This window comes from Pseudomonas sp. MD330_10, assembly GCF_042610415.1.
Taxonomy (GTDB): Bacteria; Pseudomonadota; Gammaproteobacteria; order Pseudomonadales; family Pseudomonadaceae; genus Aquipseudomonas; species Aquipseudomonas rhodesiae.
Map to the genome: position 1 here is coordinate 1 of NZ_JBHGZU010000009.1, position 18,640 is coordinate 18,640.

The 18,640-nt window shown below is 62.1% G+C and carries 6 protein-coding genes and 1 pseudogene; 2 read left to right on the forward strand and 5 right to left on the reverse strand.

From position 1 onward, the window contains the following. Positions 1–8,981 (forward strand): annotated as a pseudogene (locus ACFZPT_RS15855) (amino acid adenylation domain-containing protein); the annotation flags it as partial. 64 nt (positions 8,982–9,045) lie between these two features. On the opposite strand, the gene ACFZPT_RS15860 reads toward ACFZPT_RS15855, so the two are convergent. Together ACFZPT_RS15860 and ACFZPT_RS15865 are read right to left on the reverse strand one after the other, a co-directional pair. Further along, entirely contained in the window at positions 9,046–11,463 is a 2,418-nt protein-coding gene (locus ACFZPT_RS15860) for a TonB-dependent siderophore receptor (protein ID WP_034113104.1), read from the reverse strand. Positions 11,464–11,567: 104 nt separating this feature from the next. Continuing rightward, positions 11,568–13,220, reverse strand: coding sequence for a cyclic peptide export ABC transporter (locus tag ACFZPT_RS15865; RefSeq protein ID WP_034096974.1), 1,653 nt, complete (start codon positions 13,218–13,220; stop codon positions 11,568–11,570). Between the two features lie 200 nt (positions 13,221–13,420). Between ACFZPT_RS15865 and ACFZPT_RS15870 the strand changes: the two genes are divergently transcribed. Beyond that, positions 13,421–14,254, forward strand: coding sequence for a N(5)-hydroxyornithine transformylase PvdF (locus tag ACFZPT_RS15870; RefSeq protein WP_034096975.1), 834 nt, complete (start codon positions 13,421–13,423; stop codon positions 14,252–14,254). A 715-nt stretch (positions 14,255–14,969) separates the two neighbouring features. On the opposite strand, the gene ACFZPT_RS15875 is transcribed toward ACFZPT_RS15870, so the two are convergent. The 3 genes from ACFZPT_RS15875 to pvdM are packed head-to-tail and all read right to left on the reverse strand — an operon-like array spanning position 14,970 to position 18,517. Then, positions 14,970–15,842: a formylglycine-generating enzyme family protein gene (locus ACFZPT_RS15875; protein WP_034113106.1), complete on the reverse strand. Its 873-nt coding sequence runs from the start codon at positions 15,840–15,842 to the stop codon at positions 14,970–14,972. Positions 15,843–15,876: 34 nt separating this feature from the next. Further along, the gene (locus ACFZPT_RS15880; RefSeq protein WP_034096978.1) at positions 15,877–17,148 is read right to left on the reverse strand and encodes an aminotransferase class V-fold PLP-dependent enzyme; all 1,272 of its coding nucleotides are present in this window, start codon (positions 17,146–17,148) and stop codon (positions 15,877–15,879) included. Between the two features lie 19 nt (positions 17,149–17,167). Continuing rightward, a complete protein-coding gene (gene pvdM / locus ACFZPT_RS15885; RefSeq protein ID WP_034096979.1) occupies positions 17,168–18,517 on the reverse strand; it encodes a pyoverdine-tailoring dipeptidase-like protein PvdM in 1,350 nt (449 codons plus the stop codon). Positions 18,518–18,640: the final 123 nt, after the last annotated feature.

Below are 18,640 nucleotides of genomic sequence, written 5' to 3' on the forward strand. Positions count from 1 at the left end.
CTGACCCCCAACGGCAAGCTCGACCGCAAGGGCCTGCCGGCGCCGGACGCGAGCCTGATGCAGCAGACCTACGTGGCGCCCGAAACCGAGCTGGAACAACAGATCGCCGCGATCTGGGCCGAGGTGTTGCGCTTGCCCCAGGTGGGGGTGAACGACAACTTCTTTGAGCTGGGGGGCGACTCGATCATTTCGATCCAGGTGGTCAGCCGCGCGCGGCAGGCTGGTATTCGCTTCACGCCCAAGGATTTGTTCCAGCACCAGACCGTGCAAAGCCTCGCGGCGGTAGCTCGTCAAGGCGAGGGCGCGGTGGTGCTCGATCAGTCCGCCTTGACCGGCGAGCTGGCGCTGCTACCGATCCAACAGGCCTTTTTTGCCGATCAGATCCCTCAGCGTCATCACTGGAACCAGTCTGTGGTCCTGCGCCCGCACCAGCCGTTGCAGCCGACCATACTGGGGGCCGCCTTGCAGGCGTTGATCGTGCACCATGACGCCTTGCGCAGTGCGTTCGTCCACGGGGCGAGCGGTTGGAGCGCTGCCTATCGCGATGCCGCGCAGCATCAGGCCGAGCAAGTACTGTGGCACGTCCAGGTGAACGATACCGAGGCGTTGGCAGCGCTGGGCGAACAGGCCCATAGCAGTCTCGACCTGGGTACAGGCCCGCTGTTACGTGTGGTGCTGGCGGACCTGGCCGACGGCTCGCAACGCTTGCTGCTGGTGATTCATCACTTGGTGGTGGACGGTGTTTCGTGGCGCATCCTGCTGGAAGATTTGCAAACGGCTTACCGCCAGATTGCCCAGGACGGCCGCGCGGTACTGCCGACCAAAACCAGTTCGATTCGCGCCTGGGCTGAGCGGCTGCGCCGGTATGCCGGCAGTGCTGCGTTGCAACAGGAACTGGCCTGGTGGCAACAGCAGTTGCACGCCAGCCCGGACGGCCTGCCTGGAGCGAACCCACAGGCCAGCCTCAGTAACCGCCATGCCTTGAATGTAACGACCCACCTCGACCAACGCTGGACCCGACAGTTACTGCAGGAAGCCCCAAGCGCCTACCGCACCCAGATCAACGATCTGTTGCTGACGGCCCTGGCCCGGGTGATGGTGCGCTGGACGGGAACCCCGTCGATGCTGATCAGGCTGGAAGGCCATGGCCGCGAAGACGTGTTCGATGACATTGACCTGACGCGCACGGTCGGCTGGTTCACCAGCCTCTACCCGCTGCAACTGGTGCCGGCGCCGAGCCTGGCGGATTCGCTCAAAGGCATCAAGGAGCAACTGCGCGCAATTCCTGACAAGGGCCTGGGCTTCGGCGCGCTGCGCTACCTGGGCGATCATGCTGCGCAGCAAGCATTGAGCCAACTGCCACGTCCGCGCATCACCTTCAACTACCTGGGCCAGTTCGACGGCAGTTTCGACGACGCCGGCCAAGGCAGTCTGTTTGCACCGTCGGGCGATGCTGCCGGTGCCGATCAAAGCCTCGACGCGCCACTGGGCAACTGGTTGGAAATCAACGGCCAGGTGTACGGCGGCGAGCTGAGCTTGAGCTGGAGTTTCAGCCGCGAGATGTTCGACGAGGCCACCGTGCAACGCTTGGCGGATGATTATGCCGAGGAGCTCAAGGCGCTTATTGAGCACTGTTGCCTGCCGATCAATCGCGGCGTGACGCCGTCGGACTTTCCATTGGCCGGGCTGACTCAGGCGCAATTGGACACGTTGCCGCTGGTGTTGGCAGAGGTCGAGGACCTGTATCCGTTGTCACCGATGCAGCAGGGTCTGTTGTTCCAGTCCTTGTACAGTGAGGGCTCGGGGGACTACATCAATCAGATGCGCGTGGATGTGCGCGGTCTGGATGTGCCGCGTTTTGAGCGCGCCTGGCAAGCGGCGGTGGACCGCCACGAGGTGCTGCGCAGTGGCTTCCTCTGGCAGGCTGAGTTGAACCAGCCATTGCAGGTGGTCTACAAGCATTTGCACGTGACAGTGTTGGAGCACGATTGGCAGGGGCGTGAGGATCGCGCCGCCGCGCTTGATGGTCTGGCCGCTACGCAACGCGCCCAGGGCTTTGCCCTGGAACAGGCGCCATTGCTGAATCTGGTGCTGGTGCGTACCGGGCCGTCCAATCATCATTTGATCTACACCCATCATCACATCCTGATGGATGGCTGGAGCGGTTCGCAGCTGTTTGGCGAGGTGCTGCAACACTATGCCGGGGAGCCTTTGCGTCCGGCGCTCGGACGTTACCGTGATTACATCGGTTGGTTGCAGGGCCAGGACAAAGTCGCCAGCGAAGGATTCTGGAAAACCCAGCTGGCCGCGTTGCAAGAACCCACACGCCTGGCCCGTGGCGCGTCGACTGGCCTTGATGGGCTGCCGATGGCCAACGGTGAACACACACTTAACTTCGAACCGGCGCAGACCCAGCGCTTGAAAGCTTTTGCCCAGGGCCACAAAGTCACGCTCAACACGCTGGTGCAAAGCGCGTGGCTGCTGCTGTTGGCGCGCCAGACTGGCCAGGCGACTGTGGCCTTTGGCGCCACGGTGGCGGGGCGTCCGGCGCAATTGCAGGGAATCGAGCAGTTGGTCGGGTTGTTCATCAACACCCTGCCGGTGGTGGCTACCCCGGACCCGCAAATGTCGATCGGCCAATGGCTGCAGCAGATCCAGGCGCAAAATCTCAGGTTGCGCGAGCAGGAACATACCCCGTTGTTCGACGTACAACGCTGGGCTGGTTTAGGCGGCGAGGCGCTGTTCGACAGCATCCTGGTGTTCGAGAACTACCCGGTGTCCGAAGCCTTGGAGCAGGGCTCGCCTACGGGGCTGCAGTTTGGCCCAGTGCAGAACCTGGAACAGACCCACTATCCGCTGACGGTGCTGCTGGGCGTCGGGCAGACTCTGGGGCTGGAGTTCAATTACAGCCGGCAAGCCTTCAGCGACGCGGATATCCAACGCCTGGCTACGCACTTCAGCCATTTGCTGCTGGCATTGGCAAACCCGGTACATACACGTTTGGCCGACTTGCCGTCGGTGACTGCCGCTGAGCGTCACACCACGGTGTATGCCTGGAACGCCACCGCCCGCGACTACCCGCAAAATCAGTGGGTACATCACCTGATCGAAGCCCAGGCCGAGCGCCAGCCGCAGGCCACGGCCCTGGTGTTTGCCGAGCAACGTATCGACTACGCCGAGCTCAACCGCCGCGCCAACCGCCTGGCCCATCGCTTGATCGAGGCCGGTGTCGGCCCGGATGTGCGGGTGGGCCTGGCCGTGGAGCGCTCCTTCGACATGGTTATCGGCCTGCTTGCGGTGCTCAAAGCCGGCGGCGCCTATGTGCCGCTGGACCCCGACTACCCACGCGAACGCCTGGCCTACATGCTCGACGACAGCGGCGTGCAATTGTTGCTGACCCAGGCGCCGTTGCTCGGCCAGTTGCCGATTCCGCAAGGCTTGGAAACCCTGGTGCTGGGCGAGTCGAGTTACGAGCAATACAGCGAGCAAAACCCGGCTGTCGCGCTGGACGGCGAAAACCTTGCGTACGTGATCTACACCTCGGGCTCCACTGGCCAACCCAAAGGCGCGGGCAACCGTCATTCGGCCTTGCTCAACCGCCTGCAATGGATGCAGGAAGCCTATGGGTTAAGCGCGGCCGACAGCGTATTGCAAAAGACTCCGTTCAGTTTCGACGTGTCGGTGTGGGAGTTTTTCTGGCCGCTGATGACCGGCTCGCGCCTGGTGATTGCCGCCCCTGGCGATCACCGCGACCCAGCCAGATTGATCCAGGTGATCAACGCCGAACAGGTCACCACGCTGCACTTTGTACCGTCGATGTTGCAGGCGTTCTTGCAGGATGCGGCGGTGTCCAGTTGCCGGAGCCTGCAACGCATCGTGTGCAGCGGTGAGGCGTTGCCGGTGGATGCGCAGCAGCAGGTGTTCGCCAAGCTGCCGCACGCTGGGCTGTACAACCTGTATGGCCCGACCGAGGCCGCCATCGACGTGACCCACTGGACTTGCGTCGACGAAGGCCGCGACACCGTGCCGATTGGCCGTCCGATTGCCAATTTGGGCTGCTACCTGCTTGACGATAATTTCGAACCGGTGCCGGTCGGCGTGCTGGGCGAGCTGTACCTGGGCGGCGCGGGCCTGGCACGTGGTTATCACCGCCGTCCTGCATTGACCGCCGAACGCTTTATCGCCCACCCGTTCGTGCACGGCGAGCGCCTGTACCGCACCGGCGACCTGGCGCGCTACCGCGAAGACGGAGTGATCGAATACGCCGGGCGTATCGACCATCAGGTCAAGCTGCGCGGCCTGCGCATCGAGCTGGGCGAGATCGAAGCGCGGTTGCTGGAACACGAGCAGGTCCGCGAAGCGGCGGTGCTGGCGGTGGACGGCAAGTACTTGGTGGGTTACCTGGTGCTGCACCATGTCCACGGCGACTGGCGCGAGGTGCTCGGTGCGCACCTGGCCGAACACCTGCCGGATTACATGGTGCCGGCGCAGTGGGTACTGCTGGAGCAGATGCCGTTGAGTCCCAACGGCAAGTTGGATCGCAAGGCGCTGCCCAAGGCCGATGCGGGCCAGCCGTCCAGTGTTTATGAAGCGCCGCAAAGCGAGCTGGAGCAGCAGATTGCGGCGATCTGGGCGCAGGTGCTGGAAGTCGAGCGCGTGGGCCTTAATGACAACTTCTTTGAACTGGGCGGGCATTCCTTGCTGGTGATCAACATTATTTCGCGTATGCAGCTTGAACTGGGCCTGCGACCCTCACCGCAGGATATTTTCCAGCACCCGGATGTACGGCGCCTGGCGGCGCACCTTGAAGGGCGGGGCGGTGCGGTGACGCAAGACAAACTCAGCCGTCTCGATGCGCTGTTTGATGATATGGGGCCGTTTTGATGGACACTCAGGTTGCACAACGCATCGTCAAACGGTTTATCGGCTTGCCGCTGGAACAGCGCCGGGTCTACCTGCAAAAGATGCTCGCCGAGGATGTCTCGCCCGCCAACTTACCGATTCCAGTGACCCGCGATGAGGCGCCGCAGTTGCTGCTGTCCTACGCTCAGGAGCGGCAGTGGTTTATCTGGCAGTTGGAGCCCGACAGCGCCGCTTATCACCTGCCCACGGCGTTGCGTTTGCGCGGGCCATTGGACGTCGCGGCATTGCAGCGCAGCTTCGATAGCCTGGTTGCCCGCCACGAAACCCTGCGTACCTGCCTGCGTCAGGACGGCGAGCGTCGGGTGCAGGTGGTCGACTCACAGGCCACAGTGCGGATCCAATCCATGGAGATTGACCAGGCCCAGGTGACCGACCGGTTGGACGCGCTGATCGCCCAGCCCTTCGATTTGCAGAACGGTCCGTTGCTGCGCGTCGCCTTGATGCGTCTTGACGCGCAAGAGCATGTGCTGGTGTTGGTTCAGCACCATGTCGTGTCGGATGGGCACTCGATGCAGATCATGGTCGAGGAACTGGTGCAGTTATATGCCGCGTACGCCCAGGGGGATGAGGCGCAATTACCCGCCTTACCGATCCAGTATGCCGATTACGCCTTGTGGCAGCGGGCGTGGATGGAGGCCGGCGAACAGGATCGCCAACTGGATTACTGGCGCGGTCGCCTGGGGGGCGAGCAGCCGGTATTGGCGCTGCCTTTCGATCGTGCCCGCCCGCTGCTGCAAAGTCACCGTGGCGCGAGCCTGGACATTGCGTTGCCGGCGGGCCTTGTGGCTGCGCTGCGCGACCTGGCGCAGCGTGAAGGCGTGACGATGTTCATGCTGTTGCTGGCCTCGTTCCAAGTGCTGATGTATCGCTACAGCGGCCAGCCGGATATCCGCATCGGGGTGCCGACGGCCAACCGCAATCGTGTCGAAACCGAACGCTTGATCGGCTTTTTTGTGAACACCCAAGTGATTAGGGCGGATATCGACGGGCAGATGTCAGTGTCCACGTTATTGCAGCAAGTGCGGGCCCGTGCGCTGGAGGCTCAGGCGCATCAGGACCTGCCTTTCGAACAATTGGTGCTGGCCTTGCAGCCGGAGCGCAACCTCAGCCATAACCCCTTGTTCCAAGTGATGTTCAATCACCAGGCCGATACTCGCAAAGCCGGCAGCGCCCAGTCGCCGGGGCTGCTGCAGGTCGAAAGCCTGGAGTGGCAGAGCCGCACCGCGCAGTTCGACCTGAGTCTGGACACCCGCGAGTCCGCCGACGGTATCTGGGCCGCGCTGACCTACGCCACGGACCTGTTCGACGGGCCAACCGTGCAGCGCATGGCCATGCACTGGCAGCATCTATTGCAGGGCATGGCCCAAGATGCACGGCAACCGATTGGTGAATTGGAGATGCTCGACCGCGATGAGCGACACCGCATCGTCCACGGTTGGAACGCCACCGCCCAGGCTTACCCTCTGCACCGCTGCGTGCATCACCTGATCGAAACGCAGGTCGAGCGCACCCCCGAAGCGCCGGCGCTGTATTTTGCCGAGCAATCCTTGAGTTACGCCGAGCTTAATCGGCGTGCCAACCGTTTGGCACATCGCTTGATAGCGTTGGGAGTTGGCCCGGATGTGCTGGTGGGGCTGGCGGTAGAGCGCTGCGTCGAGATGGTGGTGGGACTGCTGGCCGTGCTCAAGGCCGGGGGCGCCTATGTGCCGCTGGACCCGGAGTACCCGCGCGAACGCCTGGCCTACATGCTGCACGACAGTGCGGTGAAGTTGCTGTTGACCCAGACGCAGGTGCTGCAAGCACTGCCGATACCCGCAGGTCTTGAGGTGCTGCTGCTGGATGAGGAAAGGCTCGATGGGCTCAGTGATGCCAATCCTAATGTCGCTTTGGACGGCGAGCACCTGGCCTATGTGATCTATACGTCCGGCTCTACCGGCAAACCCAAGGGGGCCGGCAACCGTCATGGCGCGCTGACCAATCGCTTGTGCTGGATGCAGGATACCTACTGCCTGGACGCCCGCGATGCGGTGTTGCAGAAGACGCCGTTCAGCTTCGACGTATCGGTGTGGGAGTTCTTCTGGCCATTGATGACCGGCGCACAGCTGGTGGTTGCCGCGCCAGGCGATCACCGCGATCCCGAGCGCTTGATCGGCCTGATCGATCGCCATCAGGTCACCACATTGCATTTTGTGCCGTCGATGCTGCAGGCGTTTGTACAAGACCCAGGCGTCATCCGCTGCCAGAGTCTGCGCCGCATCGTGTGCAGTGGCGAGGCGTTACCGGTGGATGTGCAGCAGCAGGTCTTCGCTAAACTGCCCTGGGCCGGGCTGTATAACCTGTATGGCCCGACCGAAGCGGCCATCGACGTGACCCACTGGACCTGTGTCGCCGAAGACTGCGACAGCGTGCCCATCGGCCGGCCGATAGCCAACCTGGCCACGTATGTGCTCGATGCGCAATTGATGCCGGTGCCGGCGGGCGTGTCGGGTGAGTTGTACCTGGGCGGCGTCGGACTGGCGCGCAGCTACCATCAACGACCGGCACTGACTGCCGAACGGTTTGTGCCGTGCCCGTTTCATGCCGGTGCGCGGCTGTACCGCAGTGGTGATCGGGTACGCCAGCGCTCTGACGGGGTGATTGAATACCTGGGGCGCCTGGATCACCAGGTCAAGCTGCGTGGCTTGCGCATCGAACTGGGCGAAATCGAGGCGCGTGTGCTGGAGCACCAATGGGTGCGTGCGGCGAGTGTGCAAGTCTTGGAAGGTAAGCACCTGGTGGCCTACGTGGTGCTGCACGACGCGGTCGAGGGCTGGCGCGATGCGCTCAGTGCGCATCTGGCGCGGCATCTGCCGGACTTCATGGTGCCTGGGCAATGGGTGGTGCTCGACCGCATGCCGTTAAGCCCCAATGGCAAGTTGGACCGCAAGGCCCTGCCCACGCCCGATGCCCCACAACAGGCCGCCTACTTGGCGCCGCAGAGCGTGCACGAGCAACAACTGGCGGCTATCTGGTCCGATCTCTTGGGCGTGCCACGGGTGGGCCTGCGCGATAATTTCTTCGAACTGGGCGGTCACTCCCTGCTGGTGTTGTTGCTCAAGGAGCGCATCCGTGCCGCAACCGGGGTCAGCGTATCGGTGGCCCAGTTGATGCTCAACCCCACGGTGCAGGGGCAAGTCGACAGCCTGCACGGCAGCACCCGCAGCGATTTGCTCGTGCCACTTAACAGCGGCGCGCCGGGCACGCCATTGTTTGTGTTCCACCCCAGTTACGGTTCGGTGCATTGCTACAAAGCGATTGCCCTGGCACTGCGTGACCAGCGACCGGTGATCGGGGTGATCTGCCGCGCGCTGGCGCAAGAGGGCGGCGAAGTCCCGTCCTGGACAAGCATGGTTGAGGATTACACCGCTCAACTGTTGGGGGCACAACCTCAGGGCGCTTTCCGTCTGGCAGGTTGGTCGCTGGGGGGGAATCTGGCGATGGAGGTGGCTTATCGTCTGGAACAGGCCGGTCGTGAAGTGGCTTGCGTGGGTTGGATCGATGCGCCGCCGCCGTACCGCGTCGCCGGGTTCTGGGATGCACAAACCGCCGCCGAAGAGCGCGTGGTGTCCGTCAGCGAGCAACGCGCCGAGATGCTCGGTGTGCTATTTCCGCACCATGCCGAACAGATCCACGCCGTGTGGCTGGGCAGCAGAGACGAGGGTGACGATACGCAGCGGTGGGCGAGGGTGGATAGCTGGGCGCAACGCACCTTGGGCACTGCCTACGAAAGCTTGCGGCATGAGTTGCTGGAGGGCAGTGAAGCGCAGGTGTCCTGGGAGGTGAAACGCTTGCTGGACCTCAGGTTGCAGGACGCCGACTATGCGCCGATCAAAGCCCCCATCGCTTGCTGGTGGGCATCGCGCAGCAAGGGCGGGCAGCATCGTGAGCTGATTGAGTCCAGTATGCGGGCCGTCATCGGCGCGGCGGGGATCACCCAGTCGACGCTGATCGACACGACTCACGACCGGATTGTCGATAACCCTCAGTTTGTCGGCAGTTTTGCATCAGTCATGGGCTAATGCCCCAGGCAAACAAAAGCCCCTGGCCACATAAATGGCCAGGGGCTTTTTTATTACGGCCGAGTTAGAAGCTCCAGCGCGTGGTCAGCATGACGTTGCGTGGGTCACCGTAGTACGAGGAGTTATAGAAGCCGATGTTGGTGTAGTACTTCTTATCGAACAGGTTGTTGACGTTGAGGGTGGCGGACACATTGTCGGTCACTTGGTAGCGTGCCATTACGTCCACCAGCCAGTACGGGTCCTGCGAGAATTTGTCGGTGGTCCTTTTCGGGCGGTTGTTCAGGTACTGCCAACCCTCACCCTGCCAGCGCGCGCCACCGCCCAGGGTGAGTTTGTCCCAGGGGCCGGTAAGCTTGTAGGTGGTGTAGAAGTTAACCTGATCTTCCGGTTCCCACGTGGACACCTTCGTACCGCTCTGGTCGCGAATGATCTTATGGGTGTATCCGGCCTGCAATTGCCAGCCAGGTGCAAGTTCGCCGGAGATTTCCGCTTCATAGCCTTTGGTCTTGGCGGTGATGCCCTTGTAGGGGTTGTCGACCAGGGACTTATCGGCGGTGCTGTCGAATTCCGCGCGGTTTTCCTCATGCACTTCGAAGTAAGCCAGGCTGGCGTTCAGGCGGCCCTCGTAGAACTCGCCCTTGAGACCGATCTCGTAGTTGGTGCCTTCATCCGGCTCCAGCATTTTGTTGCTCGCGTCCCGATACGCCGTTTGCGGCAGGTAGATCTCGGTGTAGCTGGCGTAGAGGGAGTAGTTGTCGTCCAGATCATAGGTCAGGCCGGCATAGGGAATGACTTTGCCGGTGTCCTTGGTATCGCTGGTACCCGTGACCTGATAGTTGGCGATACGCGTGCCGAGCAACAGGTGCAAGTCATCGGTCAGGCTGAAACGGCCGGTCATGTACACGCCGGATTGGCGGGTGGTTTCGTCGTTTTTGAAACCGACATCGCCCCAGTTCGGCTCAATGCTGTCGCCATTCCAGTTGTAGAAGTCAATGACGTTATTGGTGAATGTCGGACTGTAGTAGTCCTTGCCTACCCAATGGGACGACGAGATGGACGAGCCGATCACCAACTCGTGTTCGCGCCCGAGCATGCTGAATGGGCCGGTCAGGTACATATCACCGCTGTCGCTGATGGTTTCACCGGTGTACTTTTGGCCATAGACCGAAGACAGCCCGGTGGTCGGATTCGGTGAGGCCAGGGAGCCCAGTGGAGCGTTGTAGCCGTTGATCTGGTGGTTGTACTGCCCTTTGGCGACCCAGCCGTTGCTGAAGGTGTGCTCCAGCGTCGCGAACGCGGTGCGCGAGTATTGCTCCCACTTGCTCCATTTCGCGCCATTGTTGAAGGAGCGCGGCAAGGTGATCGGGTTGCCTGCCGAGTCATACACAGGACTGCTGCCGGACCAGCTGGAGCCTTTGGGGTCGTTGTCCTGGTAATCGGCGCCTACCGTGAGCAGGGTGTCTTCATCCAGGTCGACTTCAAGAATGCCGTAGAACACGCTGGTTTTACGCTGATAGTGATCCATGAACGAGTGCTCGTCCTGGTACGCAGCCACGGCGCGACCTCGCACGTTACCGGTCTCGGTCAAGGGGCCGCTGACGTCGATTTCCGAGCGGTATTTGTCCCACGATCCCGCGCCCAGCTCCACATGCCCCTGGAACTGCGCAGTAGGTTTTTTGCGCACCAGGTTGATGGTGCCGCCGGGGCCGCCAGCGCCGGTGAGCAGGCCGGTTGCGCCTTTGAGCACTTCGACCCGGTCGTAGATGGCCATGTCGGTCAGGGTCTGCCCGGCCGAGTAGGGCGCGTTGCGGGTCATTGGAATGCCATCGTACTGGAAGTTCTGGATGGCAAAACCGCGCGAATAATAGTTGGTGCGTTCACTGTCGTAAGTCGAGACGGTGATGCCCGGTGTATGGCGCATCACGTTGTCGATGCCGGTCAGCCCGAAGTCATCCATGGCTTGGCGGGTAACCACCGAGATCGATTGCGGCGTCTGTCGGGGGGTGAGGACCATGCGCGTGGCGGTTGCAATGGTGCCTGGGGTGTAGGAACCGGTGCCTTCGGTGACCGTACCCAACTGGTTCGCGTTGACCTGGGTCGCACCCAGCTCCAGGGTACTGGAGCTGCTGTTGGCGCTGATGGTTATGGCGTTGCCCTGCAAGCTGTAGTTTATCCCCGAACCTTTGAGCAGCGCGGCGATGGCCTGTTCCGGTGCGAGCTTACCCTTGACTGTGGCGCTGCTTTTGTTCTGGACGTCCGTCGGGCTGTACAACACTTGCATATTGGTCTGGCGACCAAATTCCTGCAGCGCCGTCCCCAACGGTTGTGCAGGAATATTGATCTCAAGCGCCTGGGCTTGAACATAACCGGCAAGAGGCAGCGACACCGCAAGCGCGAGCGCGCTGGGCTTGAGGTTGACATGCAGGGCCCTTCGCATGGATAGCGCTTTACTCAAGGGGCTCAGACCGAGTCGTGCAGACATGGGGCGTTCTCTTCTATGTTTTAGGTGGGCAGTTTGATTTTATTGAGGTTAGTTCTCATTAACAGTAGTGAGACGTTCCTACCTGCAGAAACCGGAAAAAAAATTCACGCCAGCTCCCGTTCATGCACCACCTGGCCCGCGCGCAGTCGCACCAACTGGTCGGCGATGTCGAAATAGCGGTCGTCATGGCTGATCACGACGATGGTTTTGCCCAGGCGTTTGAGGTCCGGCAGCAGCTCGGTATAGAAGATGCGACGGAAGGCCGGGTCCTGGTCGGCGGCCCATTCGTCGAACACCAGCACTGGGCGTTCTTCCAGCCATGCGTTGACCAGTGCCAGGCGCTTGCGTTGGCCGGTGGAGAGGTCGGTGGTACTGAACGCACCGTCTTTGATCGTGACCTTATGCGCGATTTCCAGGCGCTCCAGGTATTGGGCTGCGCTATCCAGCGAGGTTTTCCCTCCGCCCTGAACGAGATCATCGAACAGGTAATAGTCCGCGAACACCGTGGTGAACAGTTGGCGGTAATCGTCACGGCTCGTGGCGCTAACGGGTTGGCCATTGAGGTGGATTTCGCCGGATTGCGGGGTGTAAAGCCCCAGCAGCAATTTGATCAGCGTGGTCTTGCCGCAGCCGTTTTCGCCGACAATAAATACGATATCGCCTTGCTTGATGCTCAGGTCGATCGGGCCCAGATGGAACGGTTCGCTGCCGTCCACCGGCGGCGGGCTGTAGCTCACCCCACGCAGTTCCAGGCTGTGCACCACCGGTTTTGGCGCCTCGCTGTCTTCGAGCAGCAGATGGGGCTCAGGGGATGAGAACCGCTCGGACAGTTCAGCGATACGCGAGAACGCGATCTGCGCACGGCTGACGATCGGTAGTGCGGTCACTACGTGTTCCAGCGGGCCTTTCATGTACAGCAAAACCAGGACGAAACCGGTGATCACGGCCGGGTCAGGGCTGGGGTAATAGGCTTGGAACGCCAGCGCCAGACCGATGACCACGAAGAACAGCATCGAGCCGAACGTTTTGGCGACGATGAAGATGTTCACCGAGCGGATCTGGATATCACCGATGCGGTCGGCGGTCGCCTGGATGCGATGGGTATTCATCCGGTAGCGACGGGGGCGGTGGATGCGCAACTCCTTGGCGCCCGAAGCGATGGCGGTGTAATAACGCTGCAACTCGTCTTCCTGGTCACGGGCCGCTTCAAAACCCTGGATGCCCGCAGAACGCGCCGCGTACTGCACGGCGGTGCCGATCACAATCGCCACGACCATGATCAGGAACATGGGCACCGACAGGTACGCCAGGTAGCCCAGGCATCCGAGGGTCACCGTAGTAGCGATGGCCAGGGGCGTGAAAGAAAAGGAAAAATCGCTGATGGTATCGACGTCGTGAGTCAGCACTGGGATCAGCTTATGGGTGCGGTAGCGCTCGATTTGTTCGATAGGCGCCGACAGCACTTTCTCGCCCAACTCCTTGCGCAGCGCCGCAATAATGCGTTGACCGACAAAGTTGGTGCCGATATCCGACACGATCGAACTGACCAACGCCAGCACGCATAACGCAGCAAAAGTCAGGATCACCCCCTGGGTCATGCCTTGGGGCGAGTGCAGGGCGTTATTGATCGTCGCCAGCAGCAACGTGATGGCCAGGCCGCCGGCCATGCCCAGGGCCACGGAGACCGTGACGATGGTGCGAAAGGGCCTGAGCAATGCGAGCAGACCGTTGAAGGCGCCGCGCTTGGGGTCGGTCATAAGTACTTCCCGGAAAGTGAAAAGAGGGGGCTGGGCACACAGACCCTTACCCATGACAAACGAAGCATTGCCGTGACGATTTAGCCTGGTGCGCCTGGCGGTGAAGGCGGCGGATAAATTGCCCGGGAGCTGGTTCGTTCTTGTTGTGTAGGCGCACGCGTAGCCGCGCGGTGCGTGATCCCTTCAGCGAGAGCGAAACAATGACGAAGAAGAATCTGGTGTACGTGTGGTCCCTGAGAAACGCCGCCGCCGATAAGGCCGGGCAGCCGGTGGCCTACAAGGATCACCAGCGCTATATGAAGTCGGTGCTGGAGTTTCTGGTGGGGTCGCTCAACGACACGCCATTGGGCGAGGCTTATCACCTGGTAGGCGTGGTGTATGACGACGATGAGCAGAACCCTCGGGATCAGCAACTGGTGGCCGATTATGGCTTTGCCTACCAGCCGGGTCGCCAGTGGCTGTACCCGGCTGACCTGCGGGTGCAGGGCACGCTGGTCAACGATTTGCTGCTGAGCGTGCCGTCCACCTACCGCCGCCTGCCACGGGGCAGTGCCGAACACATCGCCGGCAAGCAGGACTTCGAGCGTCGTTTGCATGACACGCTGGTGGAATTGAAGGCGGATATCGTGGTGCTCGACGGCCTGTTGGTGATCCTCGATGAACTGGTACGGCCGGGTGCGCCGTTTGCCCGTCGGATCATGAACATTCACCCTGGGATCACTCGCATCGACTCGCCCTACGAGCGCCGTGGCGCCTACGCCACCTGGAACGCGCTGTACGGCGCCCGTGGCCAAGCGGTGGTGGATTGGACGACCAAGGCAACCCAGCCATGCGAGCCGCTGTACCGCACCGGCGCTTCGTTCCACTACGTGGACAATGGCATCGACTCCGGCGAAGTGTTCCATGACGTGCTCAACACCGACATCGCAGCGGACGACACCATCCTCGAACTGCGCTGGAACAACTTCAACAACAGCCTGTTCCCGGCCTTGCATGAAGGGCTGGAGCGCCTGGCCAAACAAAGCCAACCCTAAAAATCAGGCTTCTGTAGTGAGCGGGCTTGCCCCGCGCTGGGGCGCGAAGCGTCCCCAAACCCAGGCGCCTCGGTTTACCAGATAAATCACATTGGCTGGAGCGGGGCCGCTTCGCAGCCCAGCGCAGGACAAGCCTGCTCACCACAACGGGTCGGGGGATGCGCCGTTGTGGCTAAGCTTGCGAGTGTGTGGTTGTAGTGAGCGGGCTTGCCCCGCGCCGGGGCGCGAAGCGGCCCCAAAACCAGGCGCCTCGATTTACCAGATAAATCACATTGTCTGGAGCGGGGCCGCTTCGCAGCCCAGCGCAGGACAACCCTGCTCACTACAACGGATCGGGGGCATGTACCGTCGTGGCTAAGCTTGCGAGTGTGTGGTTGTGGTGAGCGGGCTTGCCCCGCGCCGGGGCGCAAAGCGGCCCCAAAACCAGGCGCCTCGGTTTACCAGATAAATCACATTGTCTGGAGCGGGGCCGCTTCGCAGCCCAGCGCAGGACAAGCCTGCTCACTACAACGGATCGGGGGCATGCGCCGTCGTGGCTAAGCTTGCGAGAGTGCGGTTGTGGTGAGCGGGCTTGCCCCGCGCTGGGGCGCGAAGCGGCCCCAAACCCAGGCACCTCGGTTTACCAGATAAACCATATTGTCTGGAGCGGGACCGCTTCGCAGCCCCGCGCGGGGCAAGCCCGCTCACCACCGCAAGTCCTTTCACCACAACCCAATCAGAGGTCGCGCACGACCCTGAACCCAATCCAATCCCCGCGTGTCTGCGGGTAGATATTGTTGCGGTTGCCCGAGCGTGAGAACACCGGTGCTTCGCCCCAGTCATTGCCACGGATCTGGTAAGACTCGCAGTTCGGTTCAACCCAGGCGCTGCCGTCGGTAGGTGCGCCGATGTAGTTGGGGTGTTCGCAATCGGCCACGCGTTCGTAGACATTGCCGTGCATGTCGTACAGGCCAAACGCATTCGGTGGGTAGCTGCCCACAGGCGAGGAATAGCTGTAGCCGTCCGCCGGGCCGTAGGTATTGGCGTGTTCGGCGATGCTGTAGTCCTTGCCCGCATCGAACGGGAAGGGGAATGGCCCGGTGGAGCCGGCGCGGGCGGCGTACTCGCGCTGGGCCTCGCTGACCATGTGGTACTGCTGGCCGGTCTTCTTCGACAGCCAGGCCACGTAGTTTTTTATATCGTCCATGTCCATGCACACCGCCGGCTGGCGTGGGCCCTGGGGATAGCGCGGCTTGCTGGCGATACATTCGCGGCCGGGGCGAGTGTCGCCGTCGGCGATCTTTACGCCGGTCTGGCGCACGTAGCTGTCCCATTCGCCGGCAGTGATCTGGAAGCGGCTCATGGCGAACGGCTTGGCAAAGGTCACTTCGTGCATCGGGCCTTCGTCCGGCTCGCGGCCGACTTCATCTGCCGGCGTGCCCATGGTGAAGGTGCCGGCGGGCAGCACCACCATTTCCGGGCAGTCCTTGCAGTCCTTGAACACTTTGCCGGCGGCTGGCGCGGCGGCGTGGGCCAGGCTCGGCAGGCTGGCACCGCACACGGCCGTCAGGGCCAGGGCGGTCAAAGGTTTGAATCGGGATGCGCGCATAGGGGGCCTCGGGTTCAAAAGGTGAAAATAGGCATCACGCCCGTGCGCTGAGCAGGGTCATGAAGCGTTGGATCTCTTCGCTGGAATTGAGCAGGCCAGGGGCGGTGCGGATCACTGGGCCGACGTCGCGGTCCACCGCATCGATCACCACGCGCTGGCGCACCATGTGCGCCGCCACGGCCTCGCAGTCCTGGCCCTTGACCCGGAAAAACGTAAAGCCGGCCGACAGCTCGCTACTCTGAGGCGTAACCAGTTCGATGCGCGGATGGGCCTGCAACTGTTCCTTGAGTTCACGGTTGAGCGCGTGGATGCGTGCCTGCACCGGCGCCTTGCCCAGTTGCAAGTGCAGCTTGAATGCCTCGTCCGCCGCCCAGCGATGTTCGAAGGCATGGAAGCCACCCGGGGTCATGATGGTGGCGAAGTCCTTGTCTTCGGAAAACGTCGGCACCATGGGCGTGACGTATTTGTTTTCGGGGTCGCGGGCGCAGACCAGACCGGTGCCGCGCGGGCCGAACATCCACTTATGGGTGCCGGCGATGAAAAAGTCGCAGTGCATGTCCGGGAAATCGAGGTTCTCTACGCCCAAACCGTGCACACCATCCACCACATACAGAATGCGATCACGTTCGTCGCGCTGGCGGTTGTGGTCGGCCACCAGCGTGCCGATTTCGCCAATGGGCAGCTTCACACCGCTGCCGGACTGCACCCAGGTCATGCCCAGCACCCGGGTGTTGGGGCGGATGGCGCGCTGGATATTGCCCAGCACTTCATCGACCGATACTCGGCTGGGGCTTTCGAACAGGCTGATCCGCCGCACCTGGGTGCCTTGTTGTCGCGCCCGAAAATCCAGCACGTTCTGGGTCGCGTAATGCTCGTGAACGGTGGTGAGAATCTCCTGGTCGGCGCGCACATGGAGGCCGCCGTAAATCATGGCCAAGCCTTCGGAGGTGCTGCCGGTGAGGGCAATCTGCGGCGGCGTGGCCTTGAGGTAACGCCCGGCCCATTCGCGCACCTGGCCTTCGCGCTTCCAGGTTTCCTGCAGGTCCCAGTCCATGGCCAGGCCGGGGTTGCGATCAATCTGCACGCGGTAGCGTTCAATGGCCTCGCGCACGGGCCTGGGGTGCGACGCCACCAGGAAGTTGGAAAAGTGCAGGTAGTCCGGGTCTTGGTTGAATAATTGCTTGAAACCCGCCCATGGGTTGTTCGTTGGTTCGGCGGCTGCGACCTGGGGTAGAAGGGCGGCGCCCAGAGGCAGGCTGGCGGCCAACACCCCAGCGTGCTTGAGAAATGTACGACGGTCGGTCATGGACTTACTTCATGGTTGATTAGCGTTGCGCCACAGGTTTGGCGGCGTGTTGAACCTGCTCCCACACGCGCAGGAAATTGCCGCCCCACAGCTTGGCGATATCCGCCTCGGAGTAGCCGCGCTGGATCAGTTCGGCGGTGACGTTGCGAATCTCGCCAACGTTGTTCCAGCCGTCGATACCGCCGCCGTCGTTGAAGTCCGACGACAGGCCCACATGGTCGATGCCGATCTTGCGCACGGTGTAATCGATGGCATCCCCCAGGTCCTTGAGGCTGGCCTTGGGTTCTTCGTCGAGGATGGCGTACAGCGCGCTGGCGTACTCGCCGAACTTCTGCTCCGGCCAGGCGGCGATGATCGCGTCGCCCGGCATCAGCGCCATGGCCAGGTTGGGCAGCGGCGGCAGGTCGAAGCGCGCGCGCAGTTGGTTGAGCTTGTCCTGGGTCGGTTGGCTGAGTGGGCGCAGGTAGGCCGAGAAGCCGACAATCTGCACCACGCCGCCACTCTGCTTGATCAGTTGCAGCTCTTTGTCGCTGAGGTTGCGCGGAATATCCACCGCCGCCCGCGGCGCCGAGTGCGACGCCACCATCGGCGTACGGCTCAGTTGCGCCACTTGCTCCAAGGCCTTGGTCGACATCTGCGAAACATCGATGATCACCCCCAGGTCATTGAGGCGCTGCACGGCTTGCTTGCCGATGTCCGAAAGCCCATCCAGCGCATCCACCGAATCATTGAAAAACGGCAGTGGGCGCGACGAGTCGGACCAGGCGTTATTGCCCACGTAGCTGAAACCGAACATGCGCATGCCGCGCGCGGCCCACAGGTCAAGCTGGTTCAGGTCGTTGCCCAAGGGGTAGGCGTTGAGCATGCTGATGAAAATCGCAAACTTGCCTTCCCCGTGCAGGCGCCGAAAGTCATCCGGGGTGTAGGCGATGGCGACCTGGTTGGGGAAGTCGCGCACCATGGCGCTGATGATCTTGTAGCGCACCTCCTGCTCGTGGCGCGCCGCTTCGATGAAGCCTTCGGTCGGCTTGTGCGGCGCATTGGGGCCGTTCCAGATTTCCGGCCAGCCGAAGATCGTCAGCGCCGCGCCGGACAAGCGTCCGCGCGCGGCCTTGACCAGGTCGAACTGGCCTTCACCGTCCTTGTCGGCCTCGTTGCCGGCGGTGCCGAAATCGATGGGCACGGTGATATGGCTGTCGAACGACAGCACGCGATCCTGCAGCTCATTGGCCTGCTTGATCACCGCCAGCGGGTAACCGGCATTGCCTTTGAACCAGTGATCCCAGACCAGCCAGCCAGCCCCGGCACCGATGGCCAGCGCCAGTGGCAAGCCGATAAACAGCGCCTTGTTCGAACGTGGTTTTGTCATTGCCATCTCAGTCAGTTGAGGCCATCGCTATCAGGGAAGAACGAGCCATGGGCGGCGAAATTTAGGCGCCGGCGGCGCACGGTAAATTTCCCCGGGCTGCGTACGTTCTAGCTCTGATAAAGG